At 68.2% G+C, this 22,405-nt stretch carries 16 protein-coding genes, 1 tRNA gene and 1 pseudogene; 15 read left to right on the forward strand and 3 right to left on the reverse strand.

What is annotated here, in order from left to right; translation table 11 throughout:
* Positions 1-34 precede the first annotated feature (34 nt).
* The 5 genes and pseudogenes from ACJQWL_RS00080 to ispH (ACJQWL_RS00100) all read left to right on the forward strand — a co-directional run.
* A complete protein-coding gene (locus tag ACJQWL_RS00080; protein ID WP_330968692.1) occupies positions 35-982 on the forward strand; it encodes a bifunctional riboflavin kinase/FAD synthetase in 948 nt (315 codons plus the stop codon).
* Positions 983-1,047: 65 nt separating this feature from the next.
* Entirely contained in the window at positions 1,048-3,858 is a 2,811-nt protein-coding gene (gene ileS, locus ACJQWL_RS00085) for an isoleucine--tRNA ligase (protein ID WP_330968705.1), read from the forward strand.
* 166 nt (positions 3,859-4,024) lie between these two features.
* Complete coding sequence (gene lspA, locus ACJQWL_RS00090; protein WP_330968691.1) at positions 4,025-4,531, forward strand: signal peptidase II; 507 nt, start codon at positions 4,025-4,027, stop codon at positions 4,529-4,531.
* A 10-nt stretch (positions 4,532-4,541) separates the two neighbouring features.
* Positions 4,542-5,492 carry a 4-hydroxy-3-methylbut-2-enyl diphosphate reductase gene (gene ispH, locus ACJQWL_RS00095; protein WP_411300651.1) on the forward strand — a complete coding sequence of 317 codons (951 nt, stop codon included), beginning with the start codon at positions 4,542-4,544 and terminating at the stop codon, positions 5,490-5,492.
* 553 nt (positions 5,493-6,045) lie between these two features.
* Positions 6,046-6,300, forward strand: a pseudogene (ispH, locus tag ACJQWL_RS00100) (4-hydroxy-3-methylbut-2-enyl diphosphate reductase); the annotation flags it as partial.
* A 117-nt stretch (positions 6,301-6,417) separates the two neighbouring features.
* Here the strand turns inward: ispH (ACJQWL_RS00100) and ACJQWL_RS00105 are convergent.
* Positions 6,418-8,172, reverse strand: coding sequence for a tetratricopeptide repeat protein (locus ACJQWL_RS00105; protein ID WP_411300652.1), 1,755 nt, complete (start codon positions 8,170-8,172; stop codon positions 6,418-6,420).
* Positions 8,173-8,484: 312 nt separating this feature from the next.
* Between ACJQWL_RS00105 and ACJQWL_RS00110 the strand changes: the two genes are divergently transcribed.
* The 3 genes from ACJQWL_RS00110 to ACJQWL_RS00120 all read left to right on the forward strand — a co-directional run bounded on the left by ACJQWL_RS00110 (position 8,485) and on the right by ACJQWL_RS00120 (position 12,603).
* Positions 8,485-8,560 (forward strand) — tRNA-Thr (locus ACJQWL_RS00110).
* A 138-nt stretch (positions 8,561-8,698) separates the two neighbouring features.
* Entirely contained in the window at positions 8,699-10,108 is a 1,410-nt protein-coding gene (gene radA / locus ACJQWL_RS00115) for a DNA repair protein RadA (RefSeq protein ID WP_330968687.1), read from the forward strand.
* Positions 10,109-10,404: 296 nt separating this feature from the next.
* Complete coding sequence (locus tag ACJQWL_RS00120; protein WP_411300653.1) at positions 10,405-12,603, forward strand: putative bifunctional diguanylate cyclase/phosphodiesterase; 2,199 nt, start codon at positions 10,405-10,407, stop codon at positions 12,601-12,603.
* A gap of 30 nt (positions 12,604-12,633) precedes the next feature.
* Here ACJQWL_RS00120 and ACJQWL_RS00125 read toward each other — a convergent pair whose 3' ends face one another.
* Entirely contained in the window at positions 12,634-13,422 is a 789-nt protein-coding gene (locus ACJQWL_RS00125) for a cytochrome C assembly family protein (RefSeq protein WP_330968685.1), read from the reverse strand.
* A gap of 159 nt (positions 13,423-13,581) precedes the next feature.
* On the opposite strand from ACJQWL_RS00125, the gene ACJQWL_RS00130 reads away from it, so the two are divergent.
* From ACJQWL_RS00130 to ACJQWL_RS00160, 7 genes are all read left to right on the forward strand, one after another.
* Positions 13,582-14,970 (forward strand): DUF4331 domain-containing protein, encoded by a 1,389-nt coding sequence (locus ACJQWL_RS00130; RefSeq protein WP_330968684.1) that lies wholly within the window; start codon positions 13,582-13,584, stop codon positions 14,968-14,970.
* Positions 14,971-15,395: 425 nt separating this feature from the next.
* Complete coding sequence (gene ffh / locus ACJQWL_RS00135) at positions 15,396-16,760, forward strand: signal recognition particle protein (RefSeq protein WP_330968683.1); 1,365 nt, start codon at positions 15,396-15,398, stop codon at positions 16,758-16,760.
* Positions 16,761-17,011: 251 nt separating this feature from the next.
* Positions 17,012-17,278 carry a 30S ribosomal protein S16 gene (gene rpsP, locus ACJQWL_RS00140; protein WP_330968682.1) on the forward strand — a complete coding sequence of 89 codons (267 nt, stop codon included), beginning with the start codon at positions 17,012-17,014 and terminating at the stop codon, positions 17,276-17,278.
* A gap of 40 nt (positions 17,279-17,318) precedes the next feature.
* Entirely contained in the window at positions 17,319-17,834 is a 516-nt protein-coding gene (gene rimM / locus ACJQWL_RS00145; protein ID WP_330968681.1) for a ribosome maturation factor RimM, read from the forward strand.
* Between the two features lie 8 nt (positions 17,835-17,842).
* Positions 17,843-18,631, forward strand: coding sequence for a tRNA (guanosine(37)-N1)-methyltransferase TrmD (gene trmD / locus ACJQWL_RS00150; RefSeq protein ID WP_330968680.1), 789 nt, complete (start codon positions 17,843-17,845; stop codon positions 18,629-18,631).
* Between the two features lie 216 nt (positions 18,632-18,847).
* The gene (gene rplS / locus ACJQWL_RS00155) at positions 18,848-19,249 is read left to right on the forward strand and encodes a 50S ribosomal protein L19 (protein ID WP_330968679.1); all 402 of its coding nucleotides are present in this window, start codon (positions 18,848-18,850) and stop codon (positions 19,247-19,249) included.
* A 180-nt stretch (positions 19,250-19,429) separates the two neighbouring features.
* A complete protein-coding gene (locus ACJQWL_RS00160) occupies positions 19,430-19,834 on the forward strand; it encodes an RNA-binding S4 domain-containing protein (RefSeq protein WP_330968678.1) in 405 nt (134 codons plus the stop codon).
* Positions 19,835-20,116: 282 nt separating this feature from the next.
* Here the strand turns inward: ACJQWL_RS00160 and katG are convergent, their stop codons facing one another.
* Complete coding sequence (gene katG / locus ACJQWL_RS00165; RefSeq protein ID WP_330968677.1) at positions 20,117-22,297, reverse strand: catalase/peroxidase HPI; 2,181 nt, start codon at positions 22,295-22,297, stop codon at positions 20,117-20,119.
* Between the last annotated feature and the right edge of the window lie 108 nt (positions 22,298-22,405).

Here is a 22,405-nt window from a genome sequence, read left to right on the forward strand (position 1 = left end):
CGGCCAAACCCCCACCCCGGCTATACTTCGGCCGATGAGCAGGCTGTTCCGAGACGTCGACGGCGGGCCCCGATGCCCGCACGGCAGTGTGGTCTGCATCGGCGCCTTCGACGGCCTGCACCTGGGGCATCGGGCACTGGTGCGCCACGCGGTGGACCGCGCGCGGGCGCTGGGCGTCCCCGCGGTGGCACTGACGTTCGAGCCATTGCCCCGTGAGTTCTTCGCCGCCGACGCCCCGCCGCCGCGCCTGCTGTCCGCCCGCGCCAAGGCGCAGGGCCTGGTGGACCTGGGCGTGGACCAGGTCGGGCTGCTCAGGTTCGATGCGCGCATGGCCGGGATGTCCGCCGAGGCTTTCTGCCGCGACGTGCTGGCCCGGCGACTGGGTGCGCGCGAGGTCTGGGTGGGCCCGGGCTTCCATTTCGGCAAGGGACGCCAGGGTGACCTCGCAACGCTCCGGGCCCAGGGCCGGGAGCTGGGTTTCGACGCGGGGGAGATCGCGCCGGTGCTGCTGGACGGCGAACGCGTGTCCAGCACCCGGATCCGCGCGGCGTTGGCCGAGGGCGACTTCGCGCTGGCCGAGCGTCTGCTGGGGCGTCCCTACGCCATCAGTGGCCGCGTCCGGCGCGGCCGCCAGCTGGGCCGCAAACTCGGCTATCCGACCGCCAACCTGCATTTCGATGGGGACACTCCCGCGCTGTCGGGCATCCACGCCACGCGTGTCCACGGACCGGGCCTGGACGCGTGGCCTTCGGTGTCCAGCCTGGGCACCCGGCCGACGGTTGATGGCGGCGAGCCGGTGCTGGAAGCCCACCTGTTCGACTTCGAAGGCGACCTCTACGGCAGCCGGATCGAGGTCGAGTTCGTCGCCCGCCTGCGCGACGAGGAAAAGTTCGACAACCTGGCCGACTTGACCGCCCAGATGCACCGTGACGCCGAGCAGGCGCGCGCCCTCCTGCACCACGACCGAAGAGCGACTGCGTGAGCGCAAAGAACGACGACGCCAATCCCTACAAGGCGACCCTGCACCTGCCCGCGACCGATTTCCCGATGCGTGGCGACCTGCCCAGGCGCGAGCCGAAGATGCTCGCCAACTGGGAGGAGCAGGGCCTTTACCAGCGCATCCGCGAGCGCGTGGGCGGCCGCGAGCGCAGCTTCGTGCTGCACGACGGCCCGCCGTATGCCAACGGCGCGATCCACATCGGACATGCGGTCAACAAGGTGCTCAAGGACGTGGTGGTGAAGTCGCGCCTGCTGTCGGGGTTCGACGCGCCCTATGTGCCGGGCTGGGATTGCCACGGCTTGCCGATCGAGCTGGCGGTGGAGAAAAAGCACGGCAAGGTCGGCGACAAGCTCGATGCCGCCGCTTTCCGCCAGAAGTGCCGCGAGTACGCGGCCGAGCAGATCGACATCCAGCGCCGCGATTTCAAGCGCCTGGGCGTGCTCGGCGACTGGGACAACCCGTACCGCACGATGGACTTCCGCTACGAGGCGGACATGCTGCGTGCGCTGGCCCGGATCGTGGAACGCGGCCACCTGCAGCGCGGCGCCAAGCCGGTGCACTGGTGCTTCGATTGCGGCTCGGCGCTGGCCGAGGCGGAGATCGAATACGCGGACAAGCAGTCCCCCGCGGTCGACGTGGCCTATTCCGCGCGCCAGCCGGCCAAGCTCGCCGCGGCCTTCGGCGTGGCGGTGGATGCCGGCGACGACGTCGCCATGCCGATCTGGACCACCACCCCGTGGACGTTGCCGGCCAGCCTGGCGGTGTCGGTCGGTGCCCGGCTGGAATACGTTCTGGTCCAGGGCCCTGCCGCGCCCTCTGGCGGACGTCGCCTGCTGGTGCTGGCTGCGGCGCTGGTCGAACGCGCGCTTGCACGCTATGGCGTGGATGCGGTGGTCGAGCTCGGCCGCACGACCGGCGCCGAGTTGGAAGGCCTGCGCCTGCAGCACCCGTTCTATGCCGACCGCGAGATCCAGGTACTGCTGGGCGAGCACGTCTCCGACGAGGACGGCACCGGCGCGGTCCATACCGCGCCCGGCCATGGCCAGGAGGACTTCGCGGTGTCCCAGCAGTACGGCCTGGTCGAAGGGCTGGACGCGGCGACGCTCAATCCGGTCGACGCGCGTGGTGTGTACCTGCCCTCGACCCCGCCTGCCGACGGCGTGGCGCTGGCCGGCCAGCACATCTGGAAGGCCAACGACGCCATCGTCGAAGTGTTGCGCGGAAACGGCACGTTGCTCGCGTTCGAGCGCCTCAACCACAGTTATCCGCATTGCTGGCGCCACAAGACGCCGGTGGCGTTCCGTGCCACCCCGCAGTGGTTCATTTCCATGGAGCAGGCGGGCCTGCGGCGCGACGCGCTGGCGCAGATCGGGCAGGTCAAGTGGGTGCCCGAGTGGGGCGAGGCGCGCATCGCCGGCATGGTCGAGGGCCGTCCGGACTGGACCATTTCCCGCCAGCGCTACTGGGGCGTGCCGATCGCGCTGTTCATCGACCGACTGACCAAGGAGCCGCACCCGCGCGCAGCCGAGCTGATGCGGCAGGCGGCGGACCGGGTGGAGCAAGGCGGGGTGGACGCGTGGCATGCGCTGGACCCTGCCGACCTGCTGGGTGACGAGGCGGAGGGCTACGAGAAGGTCACCGACATCCTGGACGTCTGGTTCGATTCGGGCGTCACCCATGAGTGCGTACTCGCGCAGCGTGCCGGTGACGGGCTGCGCAAGCCCGCCGACCTGTACCTGGAGGGGTCGGACCAGCATCGCGGCTGGTTCCAGAGTTCGCTGCTGACCGGCGTGGCCATCGATGGCGTGGCGCCGTACCGGCAGGTGCTCACGCACGGCTTCACCGTCGATGCGCAGGGCAAGAAGATGTCCAAGTCGCTGGGCAACGTGGTCGAGCCGCAGAAGGTCATCGACGCGATGGGCGCGGACGTGCTGCGGCTGTGGATCGCATCGGCGGATTACCGCAACGAGATGTCGGTCTCCGATGACATCCTCAAGCGCAGCGCCGACGCGTACCGCCGTATCCGCAACACCGCGCGCTTCCTGCTGGGCAACCTGCACGGCTTCGAGCCGGCCCGGCACCTGCGCGCCATGGACGACATGGTCGCGCTGGACGCGTGGATCGTGCACCGGGCCCACGAGCTGCAGGGCCGCATCACCGATGCGTACGAGCGCTACGACTTCGCCGAGGTCGTGCAGATCCTGTCCAACTTCTGCAGTGTCGACCTCGGCTCGCTGTACCTGGATGTCACCAAGGACCGGCTGTACACCATGCCGGAGGACTCGCGGGGCCGGCGCTCGGCGCAGAGCGCGATGTACCACGTCGCCGAAGCGTTCGTGCGTTGGATCGCGCCGATCCTGAGCTTCACCGCCGAGGAGATGTGGGGCCACCTGCCGGCTCCGGCGGCCGGGGAACGCGACGGCCACGTCCTGTTCACCACCTGGTACGACGGAGTGGCGCCGATGCCGGCCGAGGCGGCGCTGACCGCGGCGGACTTCAAGCGGCTGCTGGCGCTGCGCGAATCGGTGAGCCGGACACTGGAGCCGATGCGCGCCGCGGGCGAGATCGGCGCGGCGCTGGAAGCGGAAATCTCGCTCGCGTGCGGGGTGTCGGAGCAGAACTGGCTCTCCCCGTTCGTGGAGGAGCTGCGTTTCCTGTTCATTACCGGCGATGTTTCGCTGGCCGCGGACGATGGCGCGAAGGAAATCGTCGTCTCGGCCTCGGCCAGTGAGAAGTCCAAGTGCGGCCGCTGTTGGCACTACCAGGCCGACGTCGGACAGCATGCGGCGCATCCCACCCTGTGTGGCCGGTGCGTGGACAATGTCGACGGCCAGGGCGAAGACCGCCGCTGGTTCTGAGCCTCTTCCCCGCATTCTTCCTGCGGTACCGGTGCCCACGGCCTCAGCGGATTCTCATTGCTCCGGGCGTGTGATGGGCTGGCCCACGAGATGCCGACCCGGCTGATCCCGGCCCGCCCGGTAGCCTGACCGCAGTCACTACTCCAACGCACCTCTTCGGACCTCCATGCAACCGACCCGCCGCAACGCACTGCCCTGGCTCGCCGTTTCAGCCCTTGTCCTTGCCCTGGACCAGCTGACCAAGTACTGGGTGCTTACCTCGCTGCCCGAGTACACCGCCGTGCCGGTGATCGAGGGCATATGGAACTGGTACCGCACCTACAACACCGGCGCGGCCTTCAGTTTCCTGGCCGATGCCGGGGGTTGGCAGAAGTACTTCTTCCTTGTCCTGGCGGTGGCGATCTCCGGCCTGCTGGCGTTCTGGCTTTCGCGCACCCCGCGCGGCGAGTGGAAGACGGCGCTGCCGTACGCGCTGGTCATCGGCGGGGCGATCGGCAACGTCATCGACCGGATGGTGCATGGCCACGTCGTCGACTTCATCCAGTGGCACTGGCAGGACTGGTACTGGCCGGCCTTCAATATCGCCGACATGGCGATCGTGGGTGGCGCGATCGGCATCGCGGTGGCCGGGCTGTTCAGCAGCGCGCCCGCCGAGCGCCCGGGCAAGGCGTAAAATCGCCGGGATGGACATCCTGCTCGCCAACCCCCGCGGCTTCTGCGCCGGCGTCGACCGTGCGATCGAGATCGTCAACCGCGCGCTGGAGTCGCTGGGCGCGCCGATCTACGTGCGCCATGAGGTGGTCCACAACCGCTTCGTGGTGGACGACCTCAAGAAGCGCGGCGCGGTGTTCGTTGAGGAACTGCACGAGGTACCCGACGGTGCCACGGTGATCTTCAGCGCGCACGGTGTGTCCAGGGCCGTGCGGCAGGAGGCGGACCGCCGCGGGTTGAAGGTGTTCGATGCCACCTGTCCGTTGGTGACCAAGGTGCACCTGGAAGTAGCGCGCCAGTGCCGCGCCGGCCGGGACATGGTGCTGATCGGCCATGCCGGCCATCCGGAAGTGGAGGGCACCATGGGCCAATGGAGCGTGCAGGCCGGTGCCGGCCGGATCCACCTGGTCGAAGACCTTGCAGGCGCTGCGACGCTCCAGCTCGACCAGCCGGACAACTGCGCGTACACCACCCAGACAACCCTCTCGGTGGACGACACGCTGGGCATCATCGCCGCACTGCGTGCGCGGTTCCCGGCGATCCAGGGACCCAAGAACGACGACATCTGCTACGCCACCCAGAACCGCCAGGACGCCGTGCGCAACCTCTCGGAGGAGTGCGACCTCGTACTGGTGGTCGGCTCGGTCAACAGCTCCAATTCCAACCGCCTGCGGGAACTGGCCGAGCGCCAGGGCGTTGAGGCCCACCTGATAGACGGGGCCGACGAAATCGACCCTGCATGGGTCGCCGGACGCCGCCGCATCGGCATCACTGCGGGTGCTTCCGCGCCGGAGGTGCTGGTGCAGGGCGTGATCGACCGCCTCCGCGCCCTTGGGGCGGGCGGAATGGCCGAGCTGGAGGGTGAGCCCGAGAACATGGTTTTCGCGCTGCCCAGGGAGTTGCGCCTGCAGCTGGTCGACTAGCGGGCCCCGTGCCGGCGCCGCGCCGGAGCGCTCGATTGACCCTGCCGCGCGGCGGCGCCTACAATCCGCCCCCTTGCGGCCCCGCCGCCGGCCGCGCGCCGGCTCGCAACATCCGCCGGAATAGCTCAGTTGGTAGAGCGGCGCATTCGTAATGTCCCCAGCGTCGGCTTGAGCGGCCCGCAGAACCTTGTGCAGCGCACCGGTTCGATATCTTCTCCCAGCACTACTTCGGCTAACCAGCCGCACCTGGCTTTGCATTGGGCGGTTTGACGCTGCCTCGCTACACGCCCCAGGACACGGATGATCCGCGTGGACAGGCATTTCTAGCCCGTCTTAGTCTGCACTTGCGGCCACTTTCCGAAGCAGACAGGCAATGCCGACCGCTCTCACCAAAGGCCTCGTCGCCACCGCTGTTTCGCAGGATCGCCCCTACGAGCTCCGGGACCTAGCCATGAAAGGATTGATCCTCCGCCCCAGCTCTCCGGCTACAAAGCGTGGATCGTCGAGTGGGCCCGTGGGAAGCGTCGTACGCTCGGCCGCCGGGCACTTAACCTTGGACGAGGCACGCGAGCGCGAGGGCGCGGCCGCCTGGCTGATCGACTGCGCAGACGAGATCGACCCCGCCTGGATCGCCGGCCGCCGCCGCGTGGGTGTCACTGCCGGCGCATCCGCCCCTGACGTCCTGGTCCGCAGCATGCTGGAGCGCCTGCAGGAACTCGGCGCTGCCAGCGTCAGCGAGTTGCACGGTGAGCCGGAGCACATGGTGTTCGCCCTGCCCATGGAGCTGCGACTGCGGCTGGTGGGCTGAGGTAACGTACGCGCTTGGGAAATCACGGTCCGGAGCGGTTGCATCAGGACCTGCTCGAGGGGAGTCAGCCTCCATCCCGGTCTTTGGCGGCACTCGCGATGTTGTTGGCGAGGGTCCCTAGTGAGTACGAACCTGCCCGGCGCTCGGGGTCGGAGGCGAGGCAGACGGGGGCACACCCTCAGGTACAGCGCTCTCAAATGCCGTCCGTCCCCACGCTTCGACCGCTTGCCGGCGCGGCCCCTTCGTTGCCATCGACACCAGGTGTTCGAAAGTGCTACGCGCTTGTTCGGGGTCTCCGCTGGCAAGTGCGGCGCGGGCAGCGCCGAACAAACTGTTGAAGCGCTCGGGGTAACGCTGCAGGGCGCGGCTGTAGGCGGCAAGCGCGTCGGCGTGTTGACCCTGTTGCATCAGCAGATCGCCCAGCTGCTCCTCGGCGGGTAACGTGGGCCCAGGCGTGACTGCGTGCTTGGGCGTGGAGGCTTCCAACGCCGCTGCCCGGGAAAGCAGGTCGCGCGCGCGATCGGCGTGGCCTTGTCCCTGTGCATGCCAGCCTTCCACCGCAAGCCGCAGCACGCGGATGCTTCGCGCGAACAGGTCTTCGCCTGCGTCGGTCGCGGCTGCTTCAAGCTGCAACATCCGGGAGATCGCACTCGCCGATCCCTCGGCATCGCCGCCCCTGGCCATGCCGATCCCACGGGCAAACCAGGTGACGGCTTCTGGCCATGGAAACTTGTCCCACGCCAGCGACGCCGGCATCCGGACGGGCAGGGCCGCAGCCGCCTTCCAGTCGCCTCGCTCCAGCGCGTAGCGCGCTGCCGTGGATGAGAGGTGGAACGCAGTCTTGAAACTCGGCTCCAGGTTCGGCTGCATCTGTAGGCGGCGCAGGTGTGCGAGCGCCGCTGCGTCGCCTCCTTGCTGCAATTCCGCGTAAACCAGGTATTCGATGGCATGGGCGAACTCGTCCCACGTGTACTCGCCGCTCTCACCGGCGGGGTGCGCGAGGGCCGCCTGGGCCGCGCGCAGGTTGCCCCGAATCACCGAAGGCCACTCGCCAAGCCGGGTGTAGATGTGGGTGGGCATGTGCAGGGCATGGGGGTTGTCGGGTGCAACGGACTCGTACTTGCGCACGAGGTGCAGCAACTCGCGCTCGCGTCCCGGCGTGTCGTTGGCGTGCACCAGGTAATGCATGGCGCCCGGGTGCAGGGGGTTGCGCTCAAGAACGGGCAGGAGCAGCGTGGCGGCACGATCGGCATTGGCACGCGACTGTTGGTTCGCGGGCGCCACGGCCAGGTGGGACAGGGCGTAGAAGGCGGTGGTTTCGTCATCCTCGGGGAAGGCCTCGTGCGCGCGATACATGGCGGCCTCCCAGCGGCCGATGCGGTCCCAGTAGGGGGGCGAGCCCTGGTTGTCGAAGAACGCAGCAGCGGCGTTGATGAGGTGTTTCTCGCGGTCGCGTGGCGGCGGCGCTGCGCGTGCGGCTTCGATGGCGTCCCCGCCGCGCTCCAGATCGGCGGGCGTCGGTCGTGTCGGCCACAGTGGCTGGAACAGCGTCATCGCCACGCCCCAGTGGGCCATTGCGCAATCGGGTTCTCGCCGGGTAAGCGCCACGAAGGCCGAACGTGCCTGCGGATAGGTCATGTGGTGCAGCAGCGCCAACGCACGGTCGAATTCACGCTGCGCCGGTGCGCTGCACGAAACCGGGAAATGCACGGAGCCGAGTGCATGCCCGGCGTGTGCCTGGTTCGGTTCCTGCGCCTGAGCGGGGAAGATCCACGCGGCGGTGACGACGACGACGGCGATGCAGCAGCGAGCGGCAGTTTTGGGCTGGCGTGGGATCACAAGCATGGAGGCATCCGAAGCGGACTCCTCCATTGAAACGGCAATGGCCCCTCAGCCAGGCCACGGAACGACCGCGTCACAGTAGTGCTGTCGGAGCACCATGGCGGCGGCATGTTCGGGTCGGAGAGTCGCTGGTGGCTTTCTGTGGTTGGCGTGGCATTGGTGAGACAACTGGGATGCTCCTTGAATGGGCAGGTCCATTCCGGTCTGCCACGCCTCCGGAAAGCTCGGCACAACCACCTCCGGGAGCTGCTCGGGGCGCCGAAGGACATCGTGTTCGCCCTGCCCTAGGAGCCGCGGCTGCGCTGGTGGATTGACCCGGCAACCGCTAGAATCGCTCCCCACGCCGGAATAGCTCAGTTGGTAGAGCGGCGCATTCGTAATGCGTAGGTCGTAGGTTCGATTCCTATTTCCGGCACCATCCAATTGCCCCGTGCGCTGCGCGGGGGTTCCAGAGGACCCGCCCAGGCGGGTCTTCTGCGTTTTCCCGGCCGCTTTGTCTCGCGCTGCGCGAATGCGTGCCGCTAAAGTGCGCCTTCCCGCCGTTCGCCAGCCCTCCATGTCCAAGCCCGCCACCAAGCCCGGCGCCGCCAAGGCGCGTACCGCGTACGTCTGCTCCGAATGCGGGGCCGACCACAACAAATGGCAGGGCCAGTGCGCCGAATGCGCGGCGTGGAATTCGCTCAGCGAATTCGTCGTGGCGCCGGCATCCGCGGCCAAGGGCGTGGCATCTTCCCGTCGGGCGAGTTGGGCGGGCAAGGTCGACGCCCCCGCGGTGACGCCGCTCAAGGACGTCCGCCACTCCGAGGAATCCCGCGTGAGCACGGGGATCGGCGAGTTCGACCGCGTGCTGGGCGGAGGCCTGGTGCCCGGAGCGGTGGTGCTGGTGGGCGGTGACCCCGGCATCGGCAAGTCAACGCTGCTGCTGCAAGCGGTGTCGCACATGGCCGCGATGCTCCCGGGCCTGTACGTGACCGGCGAGGAGTCACTCTCGCAGGTGGCCGGACGCGGCGCGCGGCTGGGGCTCCCGCTTGATGGCGTGCATGCGCTGGCGGAGACCGGGATAGAGCGCATCCTCGAGCACGCCGCCCGGATGCGACCGGGGCTGATCGTCGCCGATTCGGTGCAGACCCTGTGGACCGAAGAGCTGGGCGCGGCGCCCGGTTCGGTCAGCCAGGTGCGCGAGAGCGCGGCGCGACTGGTGCGCTTCGCCAAGGAAACCGGCACGTCGGTATTCCTGGTCGGCCACGTGACCAAGGAGGGCGGCATTGCCGGCCCCCGCGTGCTGGAACACATGGTCGACGCAGTGCTGTATTTCGAAGGCGAGAGCGGCAGCCGGTTCCGGGTGTTGCGCGCGTTCAAGAACCGCTTCGGCGCGGTCAACGAACTGGGCGTGTTCGCGATGGGCGACAAGGGCCTGAAGGAAGTGCCCAACCCGTCGGCGATCTTCCTTTCCGGGGGCAGCACGCGCCAGCCCGGCAGCTGCGTGATGGTGACGCGTGAAGGCACCCGGCCCCTGCTGGTGGAGGTGCAGGCGCTGGTGGACGCATCCCCGCTGTCAAATCCACGGCGGGTGGCGGTCGGCATGGACGGCAATCGCATGGCCATGCTGTTGGCCGTGTTGCATCGGCACGGCGGCGTCGGGGTCGGCGACCAGGACGTGTTCGTGAACGTCGTGGGCGGTATCCGCGTGCAGGAGACCGCGGCGGACCTGCCGGTGCTGCTGGCGGTGCTGTCCTCGCTGCGCGATGCACCGCTGGCGGAAGGAACGATCGCGTTTGGCGAGGTTGGCCTGTCCGGCGAGATCCGCCCCGTGCCCAATGGCGAAGACCGCCTGAAGGAAGCCGCCACCCACGGCTTCAAGCGCGCGATCGTGGCCAAGGGCAATGCGCCCCGGTCCGGTCGGATCGGCGACATGCAGGTGGTGGGCGTAGAGCGATTGTCGGACGCGTTGTCGGAAGCAGGATGATGCTGTGTCCGCCGCAGCGGGAACCGGCTGACCGCCGCCGCTCGCCCGCGCGGCGCGATGGTCGCGGCAGCCGCGCTGGCATGCGTTGCGCGAGGTGATCGGCGGATCCCTGCTCGGTGCGGCGGCCGGGTCCGTGAAGGGGTGCCCTTGGGTCCTGACCTCGGCTTGTGAGCCGGGTCCCAATGCGGCGAGGCGTGGGCGCGGGCGGCGACGAAGTTGCACTTTGGCTTGGGTCCGCGCGGGAGCCTTCCTCCACCATTGACGGGCCTCGTGCCATGCTGGGTAGGGACGCGGCCATGCATCGACGAGGGCAGGTGAGGATGCGGGATGAAGTACATGCCGGGGTGACGCGCGAGCGGCTGGGTCAACCCGACGCCACGCCGGTGCGGGCGGTCGACGCCGACGGCCACCTGCAAGCGGCCCAGCCGACCGGTTCCGTCAGCGACCTCCCGCCAGTGCTGCAGGAACTGGCGCCGCCCGTTCTCGCCCGCCTGCGCGCGGCCCTTCAGTCCTTGCCTGCGCGCGAACTGCGATTCGAGTTGGCCGGCGAGGGCGCTGATGGCCTCTCGCTGCGACTCCTGAAGTCCGACGGCGCGGGCGGCGACTACCGGCTGGAATGGCGGGGCGCCGGTGAACAGGACCATTACCGCCAGCGACTGGAGCAGCGGCTGGCGTTCGAGCGACTCATCGCCGCGCTTTCCACCGAACTGATCCACTCACCCGACGAACAACTGGATGCGCTCATTGAACAGGCGCTGGGTCAGATCGGGCAGTTGTTCGACGTGGATCGCGCGTACGTGTTCCGTTTCAACGGCGCACGTACCGCGCAGAGCAATACGCACGAGTGGGTCGCCTCGGACGTGTCGCGCGAGGCCGCGCACCTGCAGGACGTGCCGATCGACCACTTCCCCTGGCTGCTGGCGCAGTTGCGCGCGGGCAGTGAGGTCCACGTGCCCGTGGTCGCCGAGCTTGGCGACGAAGCCCGCACGGAGCGCGAGGAGTTCGAGCGCGAGGGCATCCGCTCCCTGGTCCTGGTTCCCTTTGGCGAGACCGGGGACCCGGAGGGCTTCATCGGGTTCGACTCGGTCCACAGCGAACGCAACTGGCCAGTGGACATCCTGGTCGGCCTGCGCCTGGTCAGCCAGATGTTCCTCAACGCCTTCCGCGCGAAGCAGATGCGGGAGCGCCTGAGCGCGATGGCGTTCCACGACCCGCTGACCGGGATGGGCAACCGCCGCTACCTCAACGACCGGCTGGTTCGCGCGATCGACCGCGCCGATCGGGACGGCGACACGCTTGCAGTGGTGCTGATCGACCTGGACGACTTCAAGCTGGTCAACGACAGCTATGGCCACTCGCTGGGGGACGAGGTGTTGCGGAGCGTGGGCACACGGCTGGCGACTGCCGTGCGCGCCTCGGACGTGGTGGCGCGGCTGGGTGGCGACGAGTTCGTGGTGGTGGCGTCGACCTCCGGCGTGGAGTCATTGGCTCAGCTGGTGGACCGGTTGTTCGATGCCATGCGCGACCCGGTGGTGTTGCGCGGCGTTTCGTTCTCGCCGCGGATGTCGGTGGGGATCGCACTGTTTCCCGATGACGGTCGCGACGCGGAGGCCCTGCTGCGGCAGGCCGACGCAGCGATGTACGCGGCAAAGGGCGAGGGCAAGCACCGGTTCGCCTTCTTTACGCCACGGATGACCCAGGACAGCCGCAACGCCCTGCGCCTGCGCCATGACCTGGGTCTGGCGGTGGCGCGCGGCGAGATCCGTCCGCATTACCAGCCGCGGGTGGCCCTGCCATCGGGGAAGGTGCTCGGCTTCGAGGCCCTGGCCCGCTGGCACCATCCCGATGACGGCGTGCTCATGCCCGGCTCCTTCCTGGGCCTGGCGCGCCAGGCCGGCCTGCTGGGCCGGATCGACCGTGACATGCTGGCCCACGCGCTTGACGACCTGGCCGGCTGGCGCACGCTGGATCCCACCTGCCGCATGTCGGTCAACCTCGACGCGGCCGACCTTCACGACGATGCGTTGCTGCGCGGGCTGCAGGAGCAACTGGAGGCGGCGGGGGAAATCGCCGGCATGGTGGAGCTGGAGGTCACGGAAAGCAGCCTGATGCAGGACATCGAGCGGGCGGCCGGGGCGCTCGGCCGCCTGCGTCGCGCCATTCCCCACCTGCGCCTTGCGATCGACGACTTCGGGTCGGGGTATTCGTCATTGGCCTACCTGGGCCAGCTGCCGGTCACCACGCTGAAGATCGATCGCGGATTCACCGCCGGCCTGCTCGGGGCCGATCCCCGGGGTGCGCGCGCGATCATGCGGTCGATCATCCAGCTGGGCGGGGAGCTTGGGTTGCATGTCGTCGCAGAGGGGGTCGAAACGAGGCAGCAGGCGGACATCCTGATCGAGTTGGGGTGCCAGGAGGCGCAGGGCTTCCTGTATTCGGCCGCGGTCGACTCCGCAGCGGCCACCGCCATGCTCGAGCGCAACCGCCGGCGGTGACCCGGGCCGCTCCGGCGTGGGAGGCGCGGCCTATTGGGTGCGCAACACCAGTTCGAGCACGAACTTGCTGCCGAAGTAGCCCAGCACCAGTAGCGCCATCGCGACCAGCGTCCAGCCGACGGCGGTGGTGCCGCGCCAGCCACGGCGCCAGCGGCCCACCAACAAACCGCCGAAGACCAGCCACGACACCACGCTCAACGCGGTCTTGTGCACCAGGTGCTGGGCCAGCAGGTCCTGCACGAACAGCACCCCGGTGAGCAGCGTGGCCGACAGCAGCACGAACCCCACCGCGACGGTGCGGAACAGCAGCGCTTCCAGTTCGACGAGGGGGGGCAGGGCGCGCAGCCAGCGATGGAAATCGCGCCGCCGCAGCGCGCGTTCCTGCAGCCATAGCATCACCGCCAGCAGCGCGGCGACCGCCAGCGTCGCGTACGCAAGCAGTGCGAGCCACGCGTGCAGCTGCAGTCGCCAGTCGAGCTGTTCACTCGACTCGGCCCCTTGCAACCCGTAGCCCAGCAGCACTGCGGCCGCCAGCGGGAACACCACGACCCCCAACGCCGCCATGCGTCCGTTGGCGCCATAGAGGCCGGTCAGCGCCGCCATGCCCAGGCCCACCAGCGACAGGGCCGCAAAGAAGTGCAGGTCCGCGCCGCCAGGCCCCCGCCACCCGAGAGCATGCTCCAGCGCGTGCAGGGCAATGGCCCCCGCAGCCGGCCCAAGCCAGTGCCGACCGACGGCGTCCTCGCCCTTGGACACGCTGGTAGCCAGAAGACCGGCAGCTGTGAGGTAGAGCGCCGTGGCAATGAGAACGATTGTCATCGCGGGAGTCTCGCACAGGCCGGGGCCCACTTGTTGCCGCCCGCATTGATGAACGGGTGCATCCGCGGATCACCGAGTGCCGTAACTGTGCCTGAAGAGCTGATTCCTCTTCACGCGCCTGACCCCAGGCACCCATTGCAGCGAGTAAGGAGTCCAACGATGAGAACCAAGAGGAAATGGTTGTGCGCAGCCGCCGTGGCTGTCCTGGCCGGAAGCGCGGCCCAGGCATCCAGTCACCGGGAGGCTCCATTGTTGACGGGGAGTCCAAAGGTCGACGCGACTGACTTCTACATGTTCCGGAGCTACGAATCCAACCGACAAGGATTCGTCACTTTCCTGGCAAATTATCAGCCCCTGCAGGACCCTTATGGAGGGCCGAACTACTTCCTGATGGATCCACGTGCTGTGTATGCCATCCATGTCGACAGCGATGGTGACGCGCTTCCCAACCATTCGTTCTATTTCCGCTTCTACAACAAATTCAAGAACCTGACCGTGCCGGTGGATGGGCGCGACGTGGCGGTCCCGCTCAGCAACATCGGGTCTTTCGGTGACAGCGGCGCTCAGGATGCCGTTCTGAATGTCGACCAGAGCTATGTCGTGGTTTCACGCATGGATCAGGGTGAACCGCGCGTCGCGACCAACATGAGCCTGCGTACCCCGGGCCCCATGTTCCTGAAGCCGTTCGACAATATCGGTGCGAAGTCGATCCCCAACTACGGCTCGTATGCGGATCGGCACGTATCGAGAATCGCCATCGACGGCTGCGCCTTCGAGGGCCGGGTGTTCGTGGGACAACGCCGCGAGGGGTTTGCGGTGAACCTGGGTGAAGTGTTCGACCTGGTGAACACCAACCCGGTGGGCGAGCGCGATGCCGAGACCAATGTGCTGGCCGACAAGAACGTGACGAGCATTGCCCTGGAATTCCCCATTTCATGCCTGACACGCGGTGACCCCGTCATCGGTGCGTGGACCAATGCATACCTTCCCGATGCCAGCGGACGTCAGCGGCCTGTATCGCGACTGGGAATGCCGCTCGTGAACGAGCTGGTGATCGGACTGCCGGACAAGGACAAGTTCAACGCCTCGCAGCCCTACTTCGACAGTCAGTTCGTCGACTACGTCACCCGGCCGACACTGCCCATCCTGCTGCAAGTCCTCTTCGGGGTGGAGGCGCCATCCGTATATCCCCGTTCCGATCTGGTGGCGGCCTTCCTCACGGGCCTGGAGGGGTTGAACAAACCCACCCCTTACGTGCGACCGGCGGAGATGCTGCGCCTGAACACGTCGATCAATCCCAAGCCGGCGGGCAGCCAGCAGGATCTGGGTGCCCTGGCGGGCGACACGGCAGGCTTCCCCAACGGGCGGCGGCCGGGTGACGATGTTGTTGACATCGAGTTGCGCGTCGCAATGGGCGCCTTGTTGAACGCCGCGCAAGCGCCAGATGGCCAGCTGCCATACACCGATGGCGTAAGGCTGGATGCAACGCAGTTCAGGTCGTCATTCCCCTACTTGAATACGCCACTGCAGGGTTCGCCTGCCAACTAGACCCCTGGTGTAGAACAGCAGTAACTGAGAACGCGGCCGGCTGAACCGGCCGCGTTCTTGTATTCGGCGGGCGAATTGCTGCGCCCGATCCCCTGGCCTCGGACGGTGACCGGCTCGCCAGGAAATTCTCACGGTGTCTGTTGATCCGGCGGGCGCTCCCTGGCAGCGGTGCTCCGGATTCCGTATTGCTGTTGCAGCCGTTGACGCGCTGCCGGTTTGCCGGCCTGCACTCACGCCGGCAGCCGATGATCTGTGTTTCGTAACGGCGCTTTCTCCGGTCCAGTTTGCACGCGAGTGATTTGCCACTGCGCCCCCTGTCGTCGCCGGCTGTCAATGCAGGTAGGCGTGCTGCACCGGCCGGAAGCGCAAAGGCACCCGGGCTATACTTCGCACCCCGTTTCAGCTCCCCCGCAGGTCGTCCGACGATGTTCGAATCCCTCACCCAGCGCCTGTCCGGAACCATTGAACGCCTGAAGGGGCGCGGCCGGCTGACCGAGGAGAACATCCGCGAGGCCACCCGCGAGGTCCGTATCGCGCTGCTGGAGGCCGACGTCGCGCTGCCGGTGGTGCAGGCGCTGATCGAGCGCATCAAGGTGCGTGCGGTCGGCCAGGAAGTACTCAAGTCGCTGACCCCGGGGCAGGCGCTGATCAAGGTCGTGCGCGACGAGCTGACCGCGGTGATGGGCTCGCAGGCCAGCGACCTCAACCTCAACGTGCCGGCGCCGGCGGTCATCCTGATGGCCGGCCTTCAGGGCGCGGGCAAGACCACCACGGTAGGCAAGCTCGCCAAGCACCTGAAGGAAAAGCGCAAGAAGAAGGTCATGGTGGTGTCGGCCGACGTCTACCGGCCCGCAGCCATCGAGCAGCTCAGGACGCTGGCGCAGCAGGTGGACGTGCTGTTCTTCCCCTCCAGCGCCGACCAGCAGCCCGAAGCCATCGTGCGCGCCGCCATCGACGATGCCCGGAAGTCCTTTGCCGACGTGCTGATCGTCGATACCGCCGGTCGCCTTGCCATCGACGAAGCGATGATGGCCGAGATCAAGGCGCTGCACAGCGCGGTCAATCCGACCGAGACCCTGTTCGTGGTCGACGCCATGACCGGCCAGGACGCGGCGGTCACCGCCAAGGCCTTCGGCGAGGCGCTGCCGCTCACCGGCGTGGTGTTGACCAAGACCGACGGCGATGCGCGCGGTGGCGCGGCGCTCAGCGTGCGCTACATCACCGGCAAGCCGATCAAGTTCATCGGCGTGGGTGAAAAGCCCGACGGGCTGGACGTGTTCCACCCCGACCGCGTCGCCAGCCGCATCCTGGACATGGGCGACGTGCTCAGCCTGGTCGAGCAGGTCGAGCACCAGGTCGACAAGGACAAGGCCGCCAAGCTGGCCGAGAAGGTCGCCAAGGGCAAGAAGTTCGACCTCAACGACATGAAGGACCAGCTCGAGCAGATGCAGAACATGGGTGGCCTGGGCGGGCTGATGGACAAGCTGCCCGGCATCGGCCAGATCCCCGACTCGGTCAAGGCCCAGGTCACCGGCAAGGAGGTGCCGCGCCTGGTGGCCATCATCAATTCCATGACCCGCAAGGAGCGCCGCAACCCGGCGTTGCTGAACGGATCGCGCCGCAAGCGCATCGCTTCCGGCGCGGGCGTGACGCCGGCCGATGTGAACAAGCTGATGAAGCAGTACCAGCAGATGGAAAAGATGATGGGCAAGCTGGGCCGCGGCGGCATGAAGGGCATGATGCGCGGTATGCGCGGGATGATGGGTGGCCGCGGCGGCATGCCGTTCTGAGGACCCCTTCAGGCCTCGGACGGGCCCTGTAGGAGCGGCTTCAGCCGCGATGCTCTTGTAGGAGCGACGTGAGTCGCGACCGCGAATCGCCAAGGGGGGGGGTGGATCTCGACCGAGATCAGGCCTGTACGAGGGCCTCGGCGGCTCGCATCGCGGCTGAAGCGGCTCCTACAACACCTGCGGAAAATCCCCTATAATTGCCGGCTTACCCCGTCATCCCGACGGCTGGGCAACACAGGAACCATCCCACCATGGTCAAGATCCGACTGACCCGCGGCGGCGCCAAGAAGCGTCCGTTCTACCACATCATCGTCACCGACAGCCGCAGCGCCCGCGACGGCCGCAACATCGAGCGCGTCGGTTACTACAACCCGGTTGCGACCGGCGGCGAGAAGCGCGTCGAGCTGGACACCGGCCGCGTGCAGCACTGGCTGGGCAACGGCGCGCAGCTGACCGACAAGGTCGCCGTGCTCTACAAGGAAGCGCTCAAGTCGGCCGACACGGCCGCTGCAGCCTGATCCTTCGGCCGCGTAACGCGCGCGGCCGGCATTGGACACGATGGACACCGAAGGGCGCCGCATCCTCGTAGGCAGGGTGACCGGCGCCTTCGGCTTGCGTGGCGAAGTGAAGCTCGAGTCATGGACCGAGCCGCGCGAGGCGATCTTCCGCTACCAGCCGTGGATCCTGCGGGACGCGCGTGGCGTGGAGCGGCAGGTGCAAGGCGTGCGCGGCCGCGACGACGGAAAGCGGGTCACGGCCTGGTTCCCGGAGGTCGCCGACCGTGACGCCGCCGAGGCGATGCGCGGACTGGAGATCCTCGTGCCGCGCTCCGCCTTCCCGCCTCCCGCGCCGGGCGAGTTCTACTGGGTCGACCTGGAAGGGCTGCGCGTGGTGAACGTGGACGGCGTGTCGTTCGGCACTGTTTCCCACCTGTTCGCCACCGGCGCCAACGACGTCCTGGTGGCCCGCGAAGGCGGCCGCGAGCGGATGATCCCGTTCGTGCGGCCGCAGTACGTGACCGACATCGATTTCGACTCCGGCGTGGTGACGGTGGACTGGGACCCGGAGTTCTGAGGGCCGCCATGCGCATCGACATCGTCAGCCTGTTCCCCGAGTTCGTCGCCCAGTGCGCCGCGTTCGGCGTGGTCGGCCGCGCGGCGGAGCGCGGGCTGCTGTCGCTGCACGGCTGGAACCCACGCGATTACGCCGAGGGCAACTACCGCCGCGTCGACGACCGGCCTTTCGGTGGCGGCCCGGGCATGGTGATGCTGGTCGATCCGCTGCGGGCCAGCCTGGACGCGGCCCGCGCGGCCGATCCGCGGCCGGTGTGCGTCGTCTACCTCACCCCGCAGGGCGTGCCGCTGACCCAGGCCAAGGTGCGTGAGCTGGCGGCGCGGGAGCGGATGGTGCTGCTGTGCGGGCGCTACGAAGGCGTCGACGAGCGGCTGCTGGCCACGCAGGTCGACGAGGAAATCTCGATCGGCGACTACGTACTGTCCGGCGGTGAACTGGCCGCGGCCGTGGTGGTCGATGCGGTGGCGCGCCTGCAGGCAGGGGTACTGAACGATGCCGACTCCGCCGAGCAGGACAGTTTCGAACCGGTCGACCCGGCGGGCGATCCGGGCCAGCTGCTGCTGGACTGCCCCCACTACACCCGCCCGGTCTCACACGAACTGGGCGATGTGCCGCCGGTGCTGATGTCCGGCAACCACGCCGAGATCGCGCGCTGGCGCCGCCAGCAGGCGCTGGGCCGGACCTGGCAGCGGCGCCCCGACCTGCTGGACGAGGCCGGCCTGTCCAAACCGGACCGGGCCCTGCTGTCGTCGTACCGCGCGTCGCTGGGTACGGTAGGCGACGACAGCGACGGCTGACTGCCGCGGCAGGCACCCCGCCCGGGGCGCCGTGAGGACGTAACCCCTAGCCACGCAAGGAAAAGGCCCGCTATAATGCGCGGCTTGACCGCCAGTTGGTGGTCTGTCTGCTTTACCAGCGGCACCCATAGAAAGCCAGACGCGGGTCCACGTGCACTCGCGCTACAACGATTCCAACAGGCAGGCCACCCAGTGGCCACCCACCAGGTCAAAGTCATGAACAAGCCTTCGCTCAGCACGCTCCTCCAGGAATTCGAGTCCCAGCAGATCCAGCGCGAACTGCCCAACTTCAGCCCGGGCGACACCGTTGTCGTCAACGTCAAGGTGAAGGAAGGCAACCGCGAGCGCCTCCAGGCCTACGAAGGCGTGGTCATCGCGATGAAGAACGCGGGCCTGAATTCGTCGTTCACCGTCCGCAAGATCTCCCACGGTTTCGGCGTGGAGCGCGTGTTCCAGAACCACAGCGCCACCATCGACTCGGTCGACGTGAAGCGCCGCGGCAAGGTCCGCGCCGGCAAGCTGTACTACCTGCGTGGCCTGGAAGGCAAGAAGGCCCGCATCAAGGAAGACCTGGCCGCCTATGCGAAGGCCAAGGCCGCCGCTGCCGCCACCAAGTAAATCGCTGCCGTCGATTGCACGAGAGACCGGAACGGTCGCCGAAAGGCGGCCGTTCTGCGTTGTGGGGTCCGCGCTTGGCGGAACCCGCGTGTCCGATGGCGACGCCCCCTGCATCGCCATCTCTGAACACCACGCGGGGCCAGGGATTGGACCCGGCGACGCCGTCCCCATCTAGCCCGCATGCCCGACCTGCCCGCCGTCAATCCCGTTCGCCTGGACCTCTGGCTCTGGGCCGCCCGGTTCTTCAAGACCCGGAGCCTGGCACGCCAGGCGATCGAGACCGGCAAGGTCGAGGTCGCCGGCCAGCGTGCCAAGGCCTCGCGCACCGTTCGCGTGGGCGAGCGCATGCAGGTCGAGCGGGCGGGCGAGGTCTTCCACTTCGAGGTGCGGGGCCTGTCCGACACCCGTGGCCCGGCGCCGGTCGCGCAGGCGCTCTACCTGGAAGACGAGGCATCGCGCGCTGCACGGGCCGAGGTGCGAGCGCTGCGCGCCGCCGAAAGGACGGGCTACCGCGCCCCGGAGGGAAAACCGGACAAGCGCGCGCGGCGCCTGATCCGTGCGCTGGGGGATATCGACGCGCTGTAGCCGGGCAGCGATCAGGCGAGGGCGTGGCGCCGGACGGGCAGGCGGTCGTGCACAAGGTCCGCGGACACCGGCCGCAGCCGGGCCGCCATAACCCGGTATCGCCGGGGGCGCGCTCGGGTCGGCGATGCGAAATCGCGGAAGAACCCGCAGTTGAAGCCGGGGGCGCGGGCGCTGTCGCGACAGGCCACCACCCCGGGCGGATCCCGCCAACTCAAGCGCCAGCAGGTTCACAGTCAAGGGCCCGCTCGCGCGGGGCCTTGCATGCGTGGCCGTCGGCGGTACTCAGGCCTTCAGGTCGAAGCGGTCGGCCTCCATCACCTTGACCCATGCCCTGATGAAGTCGTTGACGAAGTCGGTCTCGCCGTCGTCGGACGCGTACACCTCGGCCAGCGCGCGCAACTGGGAGTTTGATCCGAACACGAGGTCGGCGACCGTGGCCGTCCATTTGATGGTCCCGCTGGCCCGGTCCACACCTTCGAATACGTGCGGGTCGGCCTCTGACTTGCGCCACTTGGTGCACATGTCGAGCAGGTTGTCGAAGAAGTCGGTGCTGAGGGTGCCCGGGCGCGAAGTGAACACGCCGTGCCGCGCGCCCTCGTAGGTGGCGCCGATCGCACGCAGGCCACCGATCAGCGCGGTCATCTGCGGTGCGGTGAGCTGCAACAACGCGGCGCGATCCACCAGCGCCTCGGCGGTCTGCTCCTCATCACCCTTGCGGACGTAGTTGCGGAACGCATCGATCGCCGGTTCCAGCACCTCGAAGGAGTTGGCGTCCGTCTGCTCGTCGGTAGCGTCGGTGCGGCCGGGGGTGAACGGCACGGTGGCCTCATGCCCGCCCTTCCGCGCGGCGGCCTCGATGCCGGCACTGCCGCCGAGCACGATCAGGTCGGCGAGTGACACTTGCTTACCGCCGCTGGCGCCGCCGTTGAAGTCCGAGCGCACCTTGTCCAGCACGCCGAGCACGCGCTGCAGTTCGGCCGGTTCGTTGACCTCCCAGTCCTTCTGGGGAGCCAGCCGGATGCGCGCCCCGTTGGCACCGCCGCGCAGGTCGCTGCCGCGGAACGTGGAGGCCGACGCCCATGCGGTCTTGACCAGGTCCTGCACCGACAGGCCCGAGTCCAGCAGCGCCTTCTTGAGCGCGGCGATGTCGCCCTCGTCCACCAGCGGGTGGTCGACCGGCGGTACCGGGTCCTGCCACACGAGGTCCTCGGCGGGGACCAGCTTGCCCAGGTAGCGCACCTTGGGGCCCATGTCGCGGTGGGTCAGCTTGAACCAGGCACGCGCGAAGGCGTCGGCGAACCGGGCCGGGTTGGCCATGAAGCCGCGCGAGATCTTTTCGTAGACGGGGTCGAAGCGCATCGCCAGGTCGGCGGTCGTCATCATCGGCTGGTGGAGCTTGCCGGGGATGTGCGCATCGGGGACGTTCCTGCCGGCGTCGCCCCTGGGCTTCCACTGCTGGGCGCCGGCCGGGCTCCTGGTCAGTTCCCACTCGTGCCCGAACAGGGTCTCGAAGTAGGACATGTCCCACGTGGTGGGCGTCGGCGTCCACGCGCCTTCCAGGCCGCTGGTAATGGTGTGCGCGCCGCAGCCGCTGTCGAGCGTATTGGTCCAGCCCAGACCCAGCTCCTCGATGTTGGCCGCCTCGGGCTCGCGGCCGACGGTGTCGACCGGGCCCGCGCCGTGGCATTTGCCGAACGTATGGCCGCCGGCGACCAGCGCCACCGTCTCCTCGTCGTCCATCGCCATGCGCGCGAACGTGTCACGGATATCGCGCCCCGACCCGAGTGGATCGGGGTTGCCGTTGGGGCCTTCGGGGTTCACGTAGATCAGGCCCATCTGCACCGCGGCCAGCGGGTTGGCCAGTTCGCGTTCGCCGCTGTAGCGCTCGTCGCCGAGCCAGGTGGACTCCGGACCCCAGTCGATCGGCATCGGTTCCCATACGTCCTCGCGGCCGCCGCCAAAACCGAAGGTCCTGAAGCCCATCGACTCCAGCGACACGTTGCCGGCCAGCACGAACAGGTCGGCCCACGACAGCTTGCGGCCGTACTTCTTCTTGATCGGCCACAGCAGCCGCCGGGCCTTGTCCAGGTTGCCGTTGTCGGGCCAGCTGTTGAGCGGTGCGAAGCGCTGCTCGCCCGAGCGTGCGCCGCCTCGGCCGTCGAAGATGCGGTAGGTCCCGGCGGCGTGCCATGCCATGCGGATGAAGAACGGGCCGTAGTGGCCGTAGTCGGCGGGCCACCACGACTGCGAGTCGGTCATCAGCCCGTGCAGGTCCCGGATGACGGCGTCCAGGTCGAGGGTCTTGAACTCGGCGGCGTAGTCGTAGTCCTCCATCCTCGGGTCTGCCAGGTCCGACTTCTGGTGCAGCACCGCGACATCGAGCTGCTCCGGCCACCAGTCACCGCTGCGGCGGGGACGGGGACGCGTGTGGCCTGCGACGGGGCATTGGGATTCAGCATTCATGGTCCGGTCCTGTGGTGGGTGATGGCACCCGGGGGCGGCGCCAGGGCGTCGTCGGGTACCGATGGGGAGGTGATTCCAGCGGGCACAGGCGCCAGGTCGTTGCCCAGG

Origin of the sequence: Novilysobacter viscosus (assembly GCF_046600715.1) — a bacterium.
In the GTDB taxonomy this organism is placed as follows: domain Bacteria; phylum Pseudomonadota; class Gammaproteobacteria; order Xanthomonadales; family Xanthomonadaceae; genus Lysobacter_C; species Lysobacter_C viscosus.